Below are 13,856 nucleotides of genomic sequence, written 5' to 3'. Positions count from 1 at the left end.
CCCCAGTACCGGTCGGCAGGTACCTCGATCGGACCGAAGCTGTCGGTCTCTGTGCGAAAAGCAGGCGTGTCGGCCATGGACAAGTTCCCCCGGACTGATGTCTTCGATTGCCGGGGGTTTTACCACAGCCCCGCGCCGGAACAAGCGGTCTGGACTATCGCGCCCGCGCGCGTCGCCAAATGCCGCACCTTTGGCGGCTATTTCGGGCTTTATTCAGATTTCGACATTCGCGCCCAGCTCGACCACCCGGTTCATGGGCAGGTTGAAGAAGTCGGTAGAGGTGGCGGCATTGGTGACCATCCAGGCGAAGATCGCCTCCCGCCAGTGCGGCATGCCCGACCGGCCGCTGGGCCGCGCGATCATGCGCGTCACGAAATAGGACAGCCGCATGGGCTCGTAGAAGAAGCCCAGGTCCGCCTCCTTCGCATTGGCGAGAGCCGTCGGGATGTCCGGCGTCTGCATGAAGCCGTAATGCAGCACGACGCGGTGGACGTTGTCGCGGATCAGCTTCGATTCGATCCGCGCGTCCTTCCGGACGAAAGGGACGTTCTCGACGATGACGGTCAGCAGCACGACGCGCTCGTGCAGGATCTGGTTGTGCTTCAGGTTATGCAGCAGGGCTACCGGCGTGCCCAGCGAGTTGCCCGAAAGGTAGACCGCCGTACCCTTGGCGCGCGGCAGGTTCTCGGCGCTGTCCAGCACCAGATCGATCGGGATGGAATCATGCTCCATCCCGTCGCGCAGGCGGGTGCGTCCGCGTTTCCAGGTCGTCAGGACGATGAAGATCGCCGCACCCATCACCAGCGGCAGCCAGCCGCCGTAAGGGATCTTGACCGCGTTCGCCAGGAAGAAGGCGCCGTCCACCAGCAGGAACGTCCCGGTGAGCAGCCGGACCCAGCCGCGCCGCCAGCCCCACAGCCGGCCCATCACCATGCCGGCAAGAATGGCGGTGATCAGCATGGTCCCGGTGACGGCGATCCCGTAGGCCGCCGCCAGATTGCTGCTCGAGCCGAACAGGAGGACGAGCACGACCACCGACACCATGAGCGTCCAGTTGACGAAGGGGATGTAGATCTGCCCCATCTCCCGGTCGGACGTGTGCTGGATGTGCATGCGCGGCAGGTAGCCGAGCTGGATCGCCTGCTGCGTGATCGAGAAGGCGCCGGAAATGACCGCTTGCGACGCGATGATCGCGGCGGCCATGGCCAGGAAGACCAGCGGCAGCGCCAGCCATTGCGGCGCCATGCGGATCAGCGGGTTGTCGAGCGTGTCCGGCGCCGCCAGCAGCATGGCGCCCTGCCCGAAATAGTTCAGCAGCAGGGCCGGCCAGACCAGCAGGTACCACGCGACCCGGATCGGTACGCGGCCGAAATGACCCATGTCGGCATAGAGCGCCTCGGCCCCCGTGACGGCCAGGACGACGGCGCCCAGCGCCAGCATGCCGTTGCCGCCCTCCTTCATGAAGAACATCACGGCGTAATGGGGGCTGAGCGCCCACAGGATCGTCGGGTCCTTGACGATGTGCTGGACGCCGAGGACCGCGAGCACGACGAACCACAGGATCATCACCGGTCCGAACAGCGCGCCCACCAGGGCCGTGCCGGACCGCTGAAGGGCGAACAGCAGCACCAGGATCGCGATGGTCAGCGGGATCACCACGTATCCGAACTCGGGCGCCGCCACCTGTAGGCCCTCGACCGCCGACAGGACTGAAATGGCCGGCGTGATGACGCTGTCGCCATAGAACAGCGCCGCCGCCGCGAGCCCTAGCGACCCCACGATCAGCGCCCGGCGCGAATTCGGCTCCGCAGCACGGCTGAGCAGCGCCAGCAGGGCAAGGCTGCCGCCTTCCCCGTTGTTGTCGGCCCGCATGATCACGATCACGTATTTGATCGCGACAATCAGCGTCAGCGCCCAGAAGATCAGGGACAGCACGCCCATGACGTGCAGCCGGTCGATCGGCAGCGGATGATGGCCGCCGAACGTCTCCTTGATCGTGTAGAGCGGGCTTGTTCCGATATCGCCGAACACCACGCCGATTGCAGTGATGAACAGCGCGAAGACGGACGTCCGGCGTGGCGTCTGGGCAGAGGACAAGCGAGCTTTTTCCGCATTGGTGTCGGACGTCGAGTTGTTCAATAGGGCTTTTGGCCTAAAGTCAAGCGGACGAAAACCGTTGCTTGACCGGAAGGATGCGAGCGGAGATCAGACGGCGATCACCTTGCCCGGATTCATGATATTCCGGGGGTCGAGCGACTGCTTGATCGTGCGCATGACGCTGACGCCCTCCCCATGCTCGGTCGGCAGGAAATGCATCTTCCCGTAGCCGACGCCGTGTTCGCCCGTGCAGGTGCCGCCCATCGCCAGCGCCCGCAGCACCATTCGCTCGTTCAAGCGCGCGGCCTCCGCCATCTCGTCCGGTTTGGCCGGATCGATCAGATAGACGAGATGGAAATTGCCGTCGCCGACATGGCCTACCAGCGGCGCCATCAGGCTTGACTGGGCCAGATCGGCCTTGGTCTCCACGATACACTCCGCAAGCCTGGAGATGGGAACGCAGACGTCGGTCGGCCAGCCGCGCGAGCCGGGACGCAGCGCCAGCGCCGCGTAATACGCGTCGTGCCGGGCCTGCCACAGGCGGGAGCGGTCCTCCGGCTTCTCGGCCCATTGGAAGTTCACGCCGCCGTACTCGGCTGCGATGGCGGAGGCCATCTCGGCCTGCTCCTTGACGCCGGCAGGCGTACCGTGGAACTCGAAGAACAGCGTCGGTGCTACGGCATAGTCCAGCTTGCTGTACGCTACAACGGCGCCCATCTGGACCTCGTCCAGCAGCTCGATCCGGGCGACCGGGATGCCGGACTGGATCACGGTGATGACGGTATCGACCGCGTCCTTGATGGTCGGGAACGGACAGACGGCGGAGGATACGGCTTCGGGAATTCCATAGAGCCGCAGGGTAATCTCGGTGATGACGCCCAGCGTACCTTCGGCCCCGACGAACAGCCGGGTCAGGTCGTAGCCGGCGGCGGACTTCCGCGCCCGGCCGCCCGTCTTGACGATGCGGCCGTCGGCCAGCACCACCGTCAACCCCAGCACGTTTTCCCGCATGGTGCCGTAACGTACGGCGTTGGTGCCGCTGGCGCGGGTCGAGGCCATGCCCCCGATAGAGGCGTCGGCACCGGGATCGATCGGGAAGAACAGGCCGGTATCGCGCAGGTGCTCGTTCAGGCGCTTGCGGGTGACGCCCGCCTGGACGGTGACGTCGAGGTCTTCCGGGCTGACCCGCAGGATCGCGTTCATGCCGGACATGTCGATGCAGACGCCGCCGCGCAGTGCCGCGACCCCGCCTTCCAAGGACGTTCCGGTACCGAAAGGAATTACCGGCGTATCGTGGCGGGCACAGGCGGCAACCACCGCCGCGACTTCCTCGGTGCTCTGGACGAAGGCCACGGCGTCGGGCGGATCGACCGGATGGTAGGACTCATCCTTGCCATGATGCTCACGCACCGCCGCTGCGGTACTCAGCCGCTCACCCAGAAGAGAGCGCAGTTCGGCGATCAGGGCGGCATCGGCGGGAGCACGGGCAAGAACGGCTTCGGCGGTCATGGCGATTTCCTCGGAATGTCATTTTGCCGCAGCCTAGCAGCCGGACCGGTCGAGCACCATCCGGCGAGCACGGCAAAATGGTTCGCAGAGATATGCTTTTTCGGAAGCCTCGGCGCCGCTAGTTCGAGTGCCGGTCATCCAATGGGCCGAAGTCCGTAGCCCCTGTCCGTCGCGCGATGAAGCGCGACAGGCTGGGGCCGACGAACAGGACGACCAGAAAGCGCATGGTCTGGAGCGCCATCACGAACGGAACATCGACGTTGGAGGATGCGGCGATGATCGCGACGGAATCGGCTCCACCAGGACTGGTGGCGAGATAGGCCGTCAGTGGATCGATACCTGCCGTCCAGGTCAGCACCCAGGCGAAACCGCCGCAGATCGCGATCAGGGCGAGGATCGAGGCGGTCACGCGGGGCAGCGCGCGCAGCGCGTGGACGAGGATGGGACGGGTGAAGCGAACGCCGATGCTCCAGCCGACCACCGCGTAGCTCGCCGCAAGCAGCAAGGGCGGCAGTTCGATCGTCATGGTCCCGGAACCGTGCAGCAAGGCGCCGTCGACCATCGGCACCAGCATAGGCCCGGCTGGGATCCGCAGGAGCGGAGCGATGAACGCGCCGGCTGCCGCGAGCGCCATCGTTTCGGCGAAGGGCAGCCATTGGACAGCGCCGAGCCAGTCGGTACCGGCGGCGTGACCGGGCGCCGGCGTCACCCAGATCCTTGCGACGATGCTGGCCACCACCGTCACGAGGACGACGCGCAGATACTGCATGAAGGCGACGAGGCGGACGTCGGCCCCGAATGCTTCGGCCATGAGCGTCATGGCGGACGCCGCTCCCGGACAGGACCCCCAGACCGCCGTCGTTCCGGGCAGCACGCGCCAACGCGTCAGCAGCAGCCCGATCAGGGCGCTCGACGCGATGACGGAGACGATCACGCCTGCGAACAAAGGCCAATCCCGAGCCATCGTTCCGATGATTTCCGGCGTGATGGAACGCGCGATCATGCAGCCGATAACAGCCTGCGCCATGAAGAACGGCACGTGCGGAACGCGCAGCGTTCCCTGACCGGCTGCCACGACGATCGCCGCAACCATGGGACCGAGCAGAAGCGCCGCCGGCAGCCCGATGGCTTCCAGAACCGCCACGAAGATGCCGGACAGGAAGAGCATCGCCGCCCATTGGACGCCCCGCCCGCGCGATCCGAACGACCCGAAATGCCGCCCGAGCACCTTGTGGAGCCGGGAGGGCCGCTCCGGCGGCGGAGAAACTGATGCCATTAAGTCAAATCACATGCGCCGTGCGGATAGTCGGGCAAATCCTACCAGCGCATCCCCGGATGCGGAAAGCAGGAGGCTGTATTGGAGAGCAGTCTTGCTACTCGGATATACGAGGATGCCGTGACCGAAGTCAACGACGGCGGTCTCCCTGCCGTCATGCGGTCAGACGCGCTTGTGGATCCGATACCCGGCTTCACGGGCCGCTGGGCTTCAGCCCTTCGTAGTAGTTGGCGAGCGCCTCGATCTCGGCATCGGTCAGGGGCTTGGCGACCACGTTCATGACCTCGCTCTTGCGGGCGCCGCTTCGGAAGTGTTCCAGCTGCTGGATCATGTAGAGCGATTTCTGGCCGGCGAGATTGGGAAAGACCGGTGAAGTGCCGATGCCGTTGCGGCCATGGCAGGTGATACAGGTACCGAGCTTGGGAACGTCCGCGGACTGGGCGAATGCGGACACCGGCAGAAAGGCCATGGCGATGGTGGCCATGGCGGCGAAACGAAAACTCATAACGACTCCGGAATGAAGTAGCCGGAAGCTCCGGGGCCTGTTTGCACAGGCACCGGAGTTCAGGCATCGCAAGTGCTTATTGGCCTTGATACGAGATGCGGTAGATGGCGCCCGCCGTATCGTCCGATACCAGGAGCGAGCCGTCGAGATACTGCTGGACGTCGACCGGACGTCCGAGATACTCGCCGGTCTTGTCGTCCAGCCAGCCGGACGCGAAGACTTCCGTTCCCGCCGCTTTCCCATCCGGACCGACGCGGGTGAACATGATGCGTGCCCCTATCGGCGTCGTGCGGTTCCAGGAACCGTGCTGGGCGCTGAAGATGCCGCCCTTGTACTGGGCAGGGAACATGTTGCCGTTGTAGAAGGTCAGGCCAAGGTCGGCCGCGTGGGCGTCCATTTCGACCTCCGGCATCACGATATCAGCAGGCGGCTCGTCCTTCGACCAATCCTCCGTCCGGACCTTGCCGCCGCCGTACCAGGGATGGCCGTAGTTCTGGCCGGGCTGGCTGACGCGGTTAAGCTCGCCGGGCGGAATATCGTCGCCCATGCCGTCTACCTGATTGTCGGTGAACCACAGCGTCTTGTCGCCGGGGTTGAAGGCGATACCGACCGAGTTGCGGATGCCTCGGGCGTAGGTTTCCTGCGCCGTGCCGTCGCGGTTCATGCGCTGGATGCTGCCATAGGGGTCCATCTTGGGACCCTTGTCATGCGGCCAGACATTGTAGGGCTGCCCCATCGACAAATAGAGCTTGTTGTCGGGACCGATGGTGCAGACGCGGGCGCCATGGTTGAAGTGCTCTTCCTCCTTGGGAATGAACTGCTCCTTGACGACGGCGACGGCGACGTCGGGGCCTTCGTAGAAGAACTCGACGGCGGGGAACGCCAGCAGGCGGTTATGCTCCGCAACATACAGGATGCCGTCGGGGCTCATGCACATGCCGTTGGGGATCTTGAAGTTGACGCTGGGCGCGAAGCGCTTGACTTCCTCGGCGCGGCGGTCCTTGTCGCGGTCGGTGACGGCCCAGACATCGGTCTTGCGGGTCCCGACGAAGACTGCGCCGACATTGCGGCCGACCGCCATGTGCCGGGCATCGGGAACGATGGCGTAGACTTCGATCTTGAAGCCGGGCGGCAGCTTGATCTTTTCGAGGTTCTTGGAAAGCTGAGCGACTTTCGCCGGGTCCTGGGGAACGGTCTTGAGCGTCAAATCCGTTCCGGTCGTGCGGAAATCCTGCAAGCGGTTGAGATTTTCCTGCGCCAGCGCGGCGCCGGACGAAAGACATGTCCCGAGCAGAAGGCAGCCGGCCAGAATCCTTAATCCAGGCATGATCGTTTCCTCCCCATTGTTTCACTTGGAACCTCTTGTGAGTTCACAAGCGTATTTGATCTTGTTTTCAAGAATAGCCGGTCATTACCAAATGAGGCATTCTCTCAAGTGGTAATACCACCACTGGGAAGGATAGCGAGAAGCGGCTCAGGAGGGCCGCCCCGAACCAAAGGCCAGCCGGGCCGCCAGCCCGACGAAGATCGTTGCGGTAACGTATTGCTGAATACGTGAAATCGTCGGGTTCCGGGCCAGAAGAGAGCCGAGGCCGCCAGCCCCCGCGCCGACCGCGAGGTTGACCAGCGTCCCGGACAAGTTGATGAGCATTCCAAGCACAAAAACCTGGAGCGCTACGGGTCCGGCATTCGGGTTGACGAACTGCGGCAGGAAAGCCAGAAAGAACAGCGCTACCTTCGGGTTGAGAACGTTCGTCACAGCACCGTGGCCGAACACGCGCCAAAGGCTGCGCCGCTCGGGCATCGTTCCCGCAACACCAAGAGGCGGCGCCCGCAGGGTTTTCCAGGCAAGCCAGACCAGATAGGCCGCACCGGCATAGCGCACGACGTCGAAGGCGAGCGGTGACGCCAGCAGAAGGCCGGCCAGCCCCAGTGCCGCGGCCGCCGTGTGGACCAGCGTTCCAGCCCCGATGCCGAGAGCGGCCACGGCGCCCGCCGCCCTGCCCCGGTTCACTCCGGTCGCGAAACAGAACAGCATGTCGGGGCCGGGCGTCAGGTTGAGCGCCAGCACGGCGGCCATGAAGATGGCCAGGGTCGATGAATCGGGCAGCATCGTTCGATTTCCTGCGCAATATCGGTGCGCTACGGCATTTTTGGTGGTTAGCCGACTTGGAATATCATAGAGGGACGAATTATCTTATACCTCATGAAAGCCATGCTCGTATCGATGGCGGTTCTCCTGTTCCTGCTGACCGGCCCAATGCTGGTGGTTGCGATGGGGACCGTGACGCTGGGGGGCCATTGGTCCACCGCCAGCCGGCAATCCTCTCACCAAGCCCCCGATCCCGCCACTACACCCGAAGCAGTCGTGCAGGTCTACGCCGCCCGCGCCTTCTCGTGGCGGGGAGCGTTCGGAATCCATCCCTGGTTCGCCGTGAAGCCGGCGGGAGCCAGCGAGTATATCGTGTACGAGAAGATCGGCTGGCGCGCGATGCGCGGCCTGTCCGCCGTTTCGATCGCGGAGCGGACGCCCGACAGCTACTGGTTCGGGCAGAAGCCGACGATCCTGGCGCAGCTTCGCGGAGAAGCGGCCGAGAAGGCCATCGCCAAGCTGGACGCCGCCGCGAAGGCTTATCCCTACGACCACACCTACCGCATCTGGCCCGGCCCCAACAGCAACACCTTCGCCGCCTTCGTCGCGCGGGCGGTCCCGGAATTGAAGCTGGACCTGCCGCCGACCGCGTTGGGGAAGGACTATCTGGCACCCCGCAGCCTGTTTGCCGCCGCCCCCAGCGGCACCGGCTGGCAATTCTCGCTGTTCGGGCTGTTCGGCGTACTGGTTGCCGTCGAGGAAGGGATCGAGGTCAACGTGCTCGGGCTGACCGTCGGCATCGATCCGTTCGACTTCGCGATCAAGCTGCCGGGACTGGGGCGCTTGGGACCGGGGCCAGGACCTGAAGTCGATGCCGAACTGATCGAGCGGGGGCGGGAGACCAACAGTGGGAGCTGACGTCCCATAGGCACTAAATTAATACTTTCCTGCGCGTCACGCGGGTATTCCCCTCCACTTTACCGTCATGCCAAGACTTGATCTTGGCATCTCCCGGCGAAAGCTGACGTGAGGACTTCAACTTGAAGTCCGGATGTCACCTGCTGAGTTCCTGATAGGAGATACCAAGATCAAGTCTTGTTATGACGAAAATGGGGTGGATGTCCTATGTTAGCGCCTTTGGACTGACTTCCTCGCCCACTTCCAGCCCTCTATCACTCCATTAAACGGTCGGTCCGCCGATGATGGGGAAGCGCTTCTTGATGCTGGCGCTCAGGATGTCCCTGACCTGCCGGTAGACCATCATCCGGGCATCGCGGTTGCCGTCGATCATCGACGGGTCGAGGGTGTTCCAGAACTCGACGTCGCAGGCCATGGTCCGCGTCATTTCGACAGCCCGGTGCTGGGCTTCCGGCGACAGCGAGATCACCAGATCGAACGACGTGTCTTCCAGGAAGTCGAAGGTCTTGCAGCGGTGCCGGGTCATGTCGATGCCGATCTCGTCCATGACGGCGACCATGAAGGGATCGGGGTCCCCTTCCCGCACACCCACCGAATCCACGTAGATCCGGTGGCCGTGGAAATACTTCATCAGCGCTTCGGCCATGGGCGACCGGATCGCGTTGTACGTGCAGGCGAACAGCACGCTGGTGACAGTGGCGCCTCCCGGCGCGCGGATCGTCCCGTCCATCTCCGCCCGCCCCGTCCGTCCGTCACCCGCGAATGTGCAATATGCAGATCAGGGTGAAGAGGCGCCGGGCGGTATTGTGGTCCACCTCCACCTTGCCCGCCAAGCGCTCGCGAAGCAGTTCCGACCCTTCGTTGTGCAGGCCGCGCCGTCCCATGTCGATCGCCTCGATCTGGGACGGCGTCGCCTTCTTGATCGCCTTGTAATAGCTGTCGCAGATCATGAAGTAGTCGCGAACGATCGAGCGGAACGGCGTCAGCGGCAGCAATACCTTGGTCAGGTCGCCGTTCTCGGCATTCCGGATGTCGAACAGCATCCTGTTGTCTTCCATGCTGAGATGGAGACGGAAGGGTCCGGCGTCCGGGTGCTCCTCCGGACGGAACAGGTTCTCCTCCAGCAGGTCGAAGATCGCCACCGCCCGCTCGTGCTCGACTTCCGCCGACCGCCTTACGACGCTGCGTTCGTCCAGAGCCACATGGATGATACGGTGATTCTCATTCGACGGCTGGCTGGTCACCTGGGAGCTCCATTGAGGCGGATCGACACGGACAGCGCATGGGCACCCAATCCCTCGGCTTCCGCCAGGGCCACGGCGGCTGGGCCGATAGCGGCCAAGCTGCCGGGATCGCAGCCGACCAGGGTCGTGCGCTTCATGAAGTCGAGCAGGTTGAGACCGGACGAGAAGCGTGCGCTGCGGGCCGTGGGCAGCACGTGGTTCGGTCCGGCGATATAGTCGCCGATGGCTTCCGGCGTGTGACGGCCCAGGAAGATGGCGCCGGCGTTGCGGATGCGGGCGGCGAGCGCGTCGGGATCGGCGACCGCCAGTTCCAGGTGCTCGGGGGCCAGCCGGTCAACCAGCGGCACCGCCTCGTCCAGATCGGATACGACGATGACGGCACCATGGTCGCGCCAGCTTGCACCGGCGATCTCCGCGCGCGGCAGGGTCTTCAGGTGACCGTCGACCGCCGCCTTGACGGCTTCGGCGAAGGCGGCATCGTCGGTGATCAGAATGGACTGGGCGCTGGTGTCGTGTTCCGCCTGCGACAGCAGGTCGGCGGCGATCCAGGCCGGATCGTTGGCGCCGTCGGCCACCACCAGGATTTCCGACGGGCCGGCGATCATGTCGATCCCGACCGTGCCGAAGACATGGCGCTTGGCCGCCGCGACATAGGCATTGCCGGGACCGACGATCTTGTCCACCGGCCGGATCGTCTCCGTCCCGTAGGCCAGCGCGCCGACCGCCTGGGCGCCGCCGATCCGGTAGATCTCGTGCACGCCGGCGATGCGGGCTGCGGCCAGCACCAGCGGGTTGAGCTTGCCGTCGGGCGTCGGCACGACCATCGTCACGCGCTCCACCCCGGCGACCTTGGCCGGCAGCGCGTTCATCAGGACGGAACTCGGATATGCCGCCGTTCCGCCCGGCACATACAAGCCGACCGAACCGACCGCCGTCCAGCGCGCTCCCAGCCGGACGCCGTCGGCATCGGTATAGGACAGCGCGTCGGGAGTCTGCCGTCGGTGGAAGTCCTCGATCCGCTCGGCCGCCAGCTTGAGCGCGTCCAGCAATCCTGGTTCGATCGACGCCAGAGCGCGGTCGATCTCGCCGGCGGTCACGCGCATCGTATCGACCGTCAGGGTGACGCGGTCGAATCGGGCAGTGTATTCCAGCAGGGCGGCATCGCCACGGGCGCGCACATCGGCGAGGATGGCGGCGACCGCGTTCTGCACGTCTTCCTGTGTCTCGCGCTTCGCGGCAAGCAAGCCGGTAAAGGCGGCTTCGAAGCCCGCGTCGCTACGGTTCAGCTCAAGCGGCATCCACTGCCTCCCGGAAACGGTCGATCCAGCCGCCGATCTCGGTCGGCCGGGTTTTATAGGCTGCCCGGTTCACCACCAGGCGGGATGTTACCTCGGCGATCTTCTCTATTTCCACCAGGCCATTGGCCTTCAGGGTCGAGCCGCTGGACACCAGATCGACGATCCGGCGGCAGAGACCCAGGGTAGGAGCCAACTCCATGGCACCGTTCAGCTTGATGCACTCCGCCTGGACGCCGCGCGCGGCGAAATGCCGCCGGGTAATCTCCGGGTACTTGGTCGCGACACGGATATGGCTCCACCGCGCCGGATCGTCACCCTCCACCATTTCCTTCGGCTCCGCGACGCTCAGCCGGCAGGCGCCGATGCGCAGGTCCAGGGGTGCATAGATTTCCGGATAGTCGAATTCCATCAGCACGTCGTTGCCTGCCACGCCCAGATGGGCGGCGCCGAAGGCGACGAAGGTCGCCACGTCGAACGAGCGGACGCGGATGATGGTCACGTGCCCCAGATTGGTGGCGAAACGGAGCTGGCGGCTGTTCTCGTCGTCGAAGGCCGGTTCCGGCACGATCCCGACGCGGTCCAGCATGGGCCGGACCTCTTTCAGGATTCGCCCCTTCGGCAAAGCCAGGACCAGCGGCTCGTTCGCCAGTGTGGCCGGGGTCGGCGTGACGGGTGCCGATGTGGACGGGGTTGGCAACTGTGTCTCCAGAACTGCGCGGTTCCGGGGTGTGATAGCACAAACGGCGCGGTTGTCACTCCCGGTATATCTCGGGAGCCACCTCCGTATCCAGGAACGGCATTAGGTAAACCGTCACCGTAATATCGGCAAGGTCTTCTCGCCGATCGATGAACTTTCCGGCGGCGGGCATCGGCCCGCCGCCGGTCTACTCGTCCAAAGTCAAGCCGCGTGGCTGGTTTCCGACTGCGTCAGCAGAGCGTAGATCGCCTCCGCACTGTCGGAGCCCCGCAGTTTGTCGCACATGGAGCCGTCACGCAGCAGGCGGGACACCCTGGCCAAGGCCTTCAGGTGATCCGCGCCGGCCGCCTCCGGCGCCAACAGCAGAAACATCAGATCGACGGGCTGATCGTCGATGGCGTCGAAATCGACCGGCCGTTCCAGCCGGGCGAAAACACCATAGACATGCTCCAGGTTGGACAGCTTGCCATGGGGAATGGCGATGCCATGCCCCACGCCGGTCGTACCAAGCCTCTCACGCTCGAGCAGCACGTCGAAGATCGCCCTTTCATGCTGCCCGGTCAGTTCCGCCGCCTTTTTCGCCAACTCCTGCAATGCCTGCTTCTTACTGCCGGCGCGCAGGTTGGCGATGATGCTCTGGGGCGTAATCAAATCTATCATAAGCGTCTAAAGCGGTGCCCGATCAGGCACCGGCTCCCTGAGAACCTGCGGGATCGATCCAGCCGACGTTACCGTCCTGCCGGCGATAGATCATGTTCAGGCCGCCATGGGCGCGATTGCGGAACATCAGAGCCGGAAGCTCCGCAAGGTCCAAGCGCATGACAGCCTCACTCACGGTAAGGGTATCGATGGCCGTCGTCATCTCGGCGATGACCACGTGCTGGTTGCTGTCGTCCTGGCCGGCATCGGACGATGCCGGGACGGCGTCGTGCGTATCCTCGTCATGCCCGTCCATATGGGCGTCTTCGGGCTCCGCTTCCAGAATGTACTTGGTAGCGGGAAGCGTCTCGAACGCGACGGCGCCGTCGACACCGTTGTCGCCACCCTTGTGATGATCCTTCAGGCGGCGCTTGTAGCGGCGCAGGCGCTTGGCGATCTTGTCGGCAGCCGTATCGAAGGCTGGGTACGGCTCGCTGGCCTCCGCATTGCTTTGCAGAAGGATATTGCGGCCGACATGCACCGAAATGTCGGCTTTGAAGAGGTGCGCCTCACGCGAGAAGACCACATTGGCTTCAATCGGGCGACCGAAGTATTTGCCTACGATGGCGGTTAGGCTTTCATCGACGTGGGTACGCAGGGCGTCCCCGACGTCAAGCTGTTTGCCTTTGACGGATAGGTGCATGACGTAGGTTGTCCGGTGTTCTGGGCCCGTATTTTTGGGATCAAGCAGGGTGGCGTCACTGCTGGGCCGTGACGATAATGACGCCTCCCGATAGTTTTCATACAGCCTCATGGCTGCAAACCGTTCCCGGATTGGCGAACCCCTATCCTCCGTCCGGTTCCGCCGATCCGGTTCTCACAGTCGCATGGACTTTTCGCGGCGGCGCTGTACGGAAGACGGGATGCGCATAGCCTCACGATACTTTGCCACCGTGCGGCGCGCAATCTCGATCCCATCGGATTTGAGAATCTCCACGATACGATCATCCGAAAGAATGCCGCTGGGCGGTTCTCCATCGATCAGCGCCTTGATCCGGAACCTTACAGCCTCTGCCGAGTGGGCCGCTTCGCCGTCCGCCCCGGAAATCGATGACGTGAAGAAGTACTTCAACTCAAAAACGCCGCGCGGAGTCGCCATGAACTTGTTGGTGGTGACCCGGCTGACAGTCGATTCGTGCATGCCGATCGCCTCCGCGATGTCGCGCAGGATCAGCGGACGCAGCGACTGAACGCCTTTGACAAAGAACAGATCCTGCTGACGGACGATTTCGGTTGCAACTTTCAGGATCGTATTGGCGCGCTGATGAAGCGACTTGACGAGCCAATTGGCGGAATGGAACCGCTCGGCGACGTATTCCTTTTCCGCCTTGTTGCGGCACTCCCCGCTGACTTGGGCGAAGTAGCGCTGGTTTATCAGCACGCGCGGCAGGGTTTCTGTATTCAGCTCGATCAGCCAGCCGCCGCCCGGCTGCACCCTCATCAGGATATCCGGCGTCACGGTCTGGACCACCTGATGGTCGAACCGGAGCGCCGGCTTGGGGTCGAGCGTCCGGATCTCCG

The 13,856-nt window shown here is 64.1% G+C and carries 14 protein-coding genes; 1 reads left to right on the top strand and 13 read right to left on the bottom strand.

Annotation, left to right across the window (positions count from 1 at the left end):
* Window positions 1–213 precede the first annotated feature (213 nt).
* The 6 genes from AC5JJ6_RS20365 to AC5JJ6_RS20340 all read right to left on the bottom strand — a co-directional run bounded on the left by AC5JJ6_RS20365 (window position 214) and on the right by AC5JJ6_RS20340 (window position 7,500).
* Window positions 214–2,097 (bottom strand): potassium transporter Kup, encoded by a 1,884-nt coding sequence (locus AC5JJ6_RS20365; RefSeq protein WP_496043808.1) that lies wholly within the window; start codon window positions 2,095–2,097, stop codon window positions 214–216.
* 108 nt (window positions 2,098–2,205) lie between these two features.
* Entirely contained in the window at window positions 2,206–3,606 is a 1,401-nt protein-coding gene (locus AC5JJ6_RS20360) for an FAD-linked oxidase C-terminal domain-containing protein (protein WP_496043807.1), read from the bottom strand.
* A 118-nt stretch (window positions 3,607–3,724) separates the two neighbouring features.
* Window positions 3,725–4,882: an AbrB family transcriptional regulator gene (locus tag AC5JJ6_RS20355; protein ID WP_496043806.1), complete on the bottom strand. Its 1,158-nt coding sequence runs from the start codon at window positions 4,880–4,882 to the stop codon at window positions 3,725–3,727.
* Between the two features lie 193 nt (window positions 4,883–5,075).
* Window positions 5,076–5,387 (bottom strand): c-type cytochrome, encoded by a 312-nt coding sequence (locus AC5JJ6_RS20350; RefSeq protein ID WP_496043805.1) that lies wholly within the window; start codon window positions 5,385–5,387, stop codon window positions 5,076–5,078.
* A 76-nt stretch (window positions 5,388–5,463) separates the two neighbouring features.
* A complete protein-coding gene (locus AC5JJ6_RS20345; RefSeq protein WP_496043804.1) occupies window positions 5,464–6,714 on the bottom strand; it encodes a PQQ-dependent sugar dehydrogenase in 1,251 nt (416 codons plus the stop codon).
* Window positions 6,715–6,861: 147 nt separating this feature from the next.
* Window positions 6,862–7,500, bottom strand: coding sequence for a LysE family translocator (locus AC5JJ6_RS20340; RefSeq protein WP_496043803.1), 639 nt, complete (start codon window positions 7,498–7,500; stop codon window positions 6,862–6,864).
* 102 nt (window positions 7,501–7,602) lie between these two features.
* Between AC5JJ6_RS20340 and AC5JJ6_RS20335 the strand changes: the two genes are divergently transcribed.
* On the top strand, window positions 7,603–8,397 hold the full coding sequence (locus tag AC5JJ6_RS20335; protein WP_496043802.1) for a DUF3750 domain-containing protein: 795 nt from the start codon (window positions 7,603–7,605) through the stop codon (window positions 8,395–8,397).
* Between the two features lie 262 nt (window positions 8,398–8,659).
* Here AC5JJ6_RS20335 and AC5JJ6_RS20330 read toward each other — a convergent pair whose 3' ends face one another.
* From AC5JJ6_RS20330 to AC5JJ6_RS20300, 7 genes are all read right to left on the bottom strand, one after another.
* The gene (locus AC5JJ6_RS20330) at window positions 8,660–9,127 is read right to left on the bottom strand and encodes an arsenate-mycothiol transferase ArsC (protein ID WP_496043801.1); all 468 of its coding nucleotides are present in this window, start codon (window positions 9,125–9,127) and stop codon (window positions 8,660–8,662) included.
* Window positions 9,128–9,149: 22 nt separating this feature from the next.
* Window positions 9,150–9,641, bottom strand: a complete 492-nt coding sequence (locus tag AC5JJ6_RS20325) for a UPF0262 family protein (protein ID WP_496043800.1) — start codon at window positions 9,639–9,641, stop codon at window positions 9,150–9,152.
* Window positions 9,638–10,939 carry a histidinol dehydrogenase gene (gene hisD, locus AC5JJ6_RS20320; RefSeq protein WP_496043799.1) on the bottom strand — a complete coding sequence of 434 codons (1,302 nt, stop codon included), beginning with the start codon at window positions 10,937–10,939 and terminating at the stop codon, window positions 9,638–9,640. The genes AC5JJ6_RS20325 and hisD overlap by 4 nt, the downstream gene beginning before the upstream one ends.
* Window positions 10,929–11,588: an ATP phosphoribosyltransferase gene (gene hisG / locus AC5JJ6_RS20315; protein ID WP_044427943.1), complete on the bottom strand. Its 660-nt coding sequence runs from the start codon at window positions 11,586–11,588 to the stop codon at window positions 10,929–10,931. Before hisG ends, hisD begins: the two co-directional genes overlap by 11 nt.
* A gap of 249 nt (window positions 11,589–11,837) precedes the next feature.
* Window positions 11,838–12,296 carry a PTS IIA-like nitrogen regulatory protein PtsN gene (gene ptsN / locus AC5JJ6_RS20310; RefSeq protein WP_496043798.1) on the bottom strand — a complete coding sequence of 153 codons (459 nt, stop codon included), beginning with the start codon at window positions 12,294–12,296 and terminating at the stop codon, window positions 11,838–11,840.
* A 22-nt stretch (window positions 12,297–12,318) separates the two neighbouring features.
* Window positions 12,319–13,089, bottom strand: a complete 771-nt coding sequence (hpf, locus tag AC5JJ6_RS20305) for a ribosome hibernation-promoting factor, HPF/YfiA family (RefSeq protein ID WP_496043797.1) — start codon at window positions 13,087–13,089, stop codon at window positions 12,319–12,321.
* A 63-nt stretch (window positions 13,090–13,152) separates the two neighbouring features.
* The coding region (locus tag AC5JJ6_RS20300; RefSeq protein ID WP_496043796.1) for an RNA polymerase factor sigma-54 at window positions 13,153–13,856 on the bottom strand (704 nt) is incomplete at its 5' end.

Source organism: Skermanella sp. (genome assembly GCF_059503625.1).
This window is presented reverse-complemented; position numbering and strand designations above follow the sequence as displayed.

What these genes read in the sequence shown, in the direction of transcription:
- AC5JJ6_RS20340 (WP_496043803.1), bottom strand. Translation starts at nt 7,500, where the DNA reads ATGCTGCCCGATTCATCGACCCTGGCCATCTTCATGGCCGCCGTGCTG.
- AC5JJ6_RS20360 (WP_496043807.1), bottom strand. Translation starts at nt 3,606, where the DNA reads ATGACCGCCGAAGCCGTTCTTGCCCGTGCTCCCGCCGATGCCGCCCTG.
- hpf (WP_496043797.1), bottom strand. Translation starts at nt 13,089, where the DNA reads ATGAGGCTGTATGAAAACTATCGGGAGGCGTCATTATCGTCACGGCCC.
- ptsN (WP_496043798.1), bottom strand. Translation starts at nt 12,296, where the DNA reads ATGATAGATTTGATTACGCCCCAGAGCATCATCGCCAACCTGCGCGCC.
- AC5JJ6_RS20335 (WP_496043802.1), top strand. Translation starts at nt 7,603, where the DNA reads ATGCTCGTATCGATGGCGGTTCTCCTGTTCCTGCTGACCGGCCCAATG.
- hisD (WP_496043799.1), bottom strand. Translation starts at nt 10,939, where the DNA reads ATGCCGCTTGAGCTGAACCGTAGCGACGCGGGCTTCGAAGCCGCCTTT.
- AC5JJ6_RS20345 (WP_496043804.1), bottom strand. Translation starts at nt 6,714, where the DNA reads ATGCCTGGATTAAGGATTCTGGCCGGCTGCCTTCTGCTCGGGACATGT.
- AC5JJ6_RS20355 (WP_496043806.1), bottom strand. Translation starts at nt 4,882, where the DNA reads ATGGCATCAGTTTCTCCGCCGCCGGAGCGGCCCTCCCGGCTCCACAAG.
- AC5JJ6_RS20330 (WP_496043801.1), bottom strand. Translation starts at nt 9,127, where the DNA reads ATGGACGGGACGATCCGCGCGCCGGGAGGCGCCACTGTCACCAGCGTG.
- AC5JJ6_RS20350 (WP_496043805.1), bottom strand. Translation starts at nt 5,387, where the DNA reads ATGAGTTTTCGTTTCGCCGCCATGGCCACCATCGCCATGGCCTTTCTG.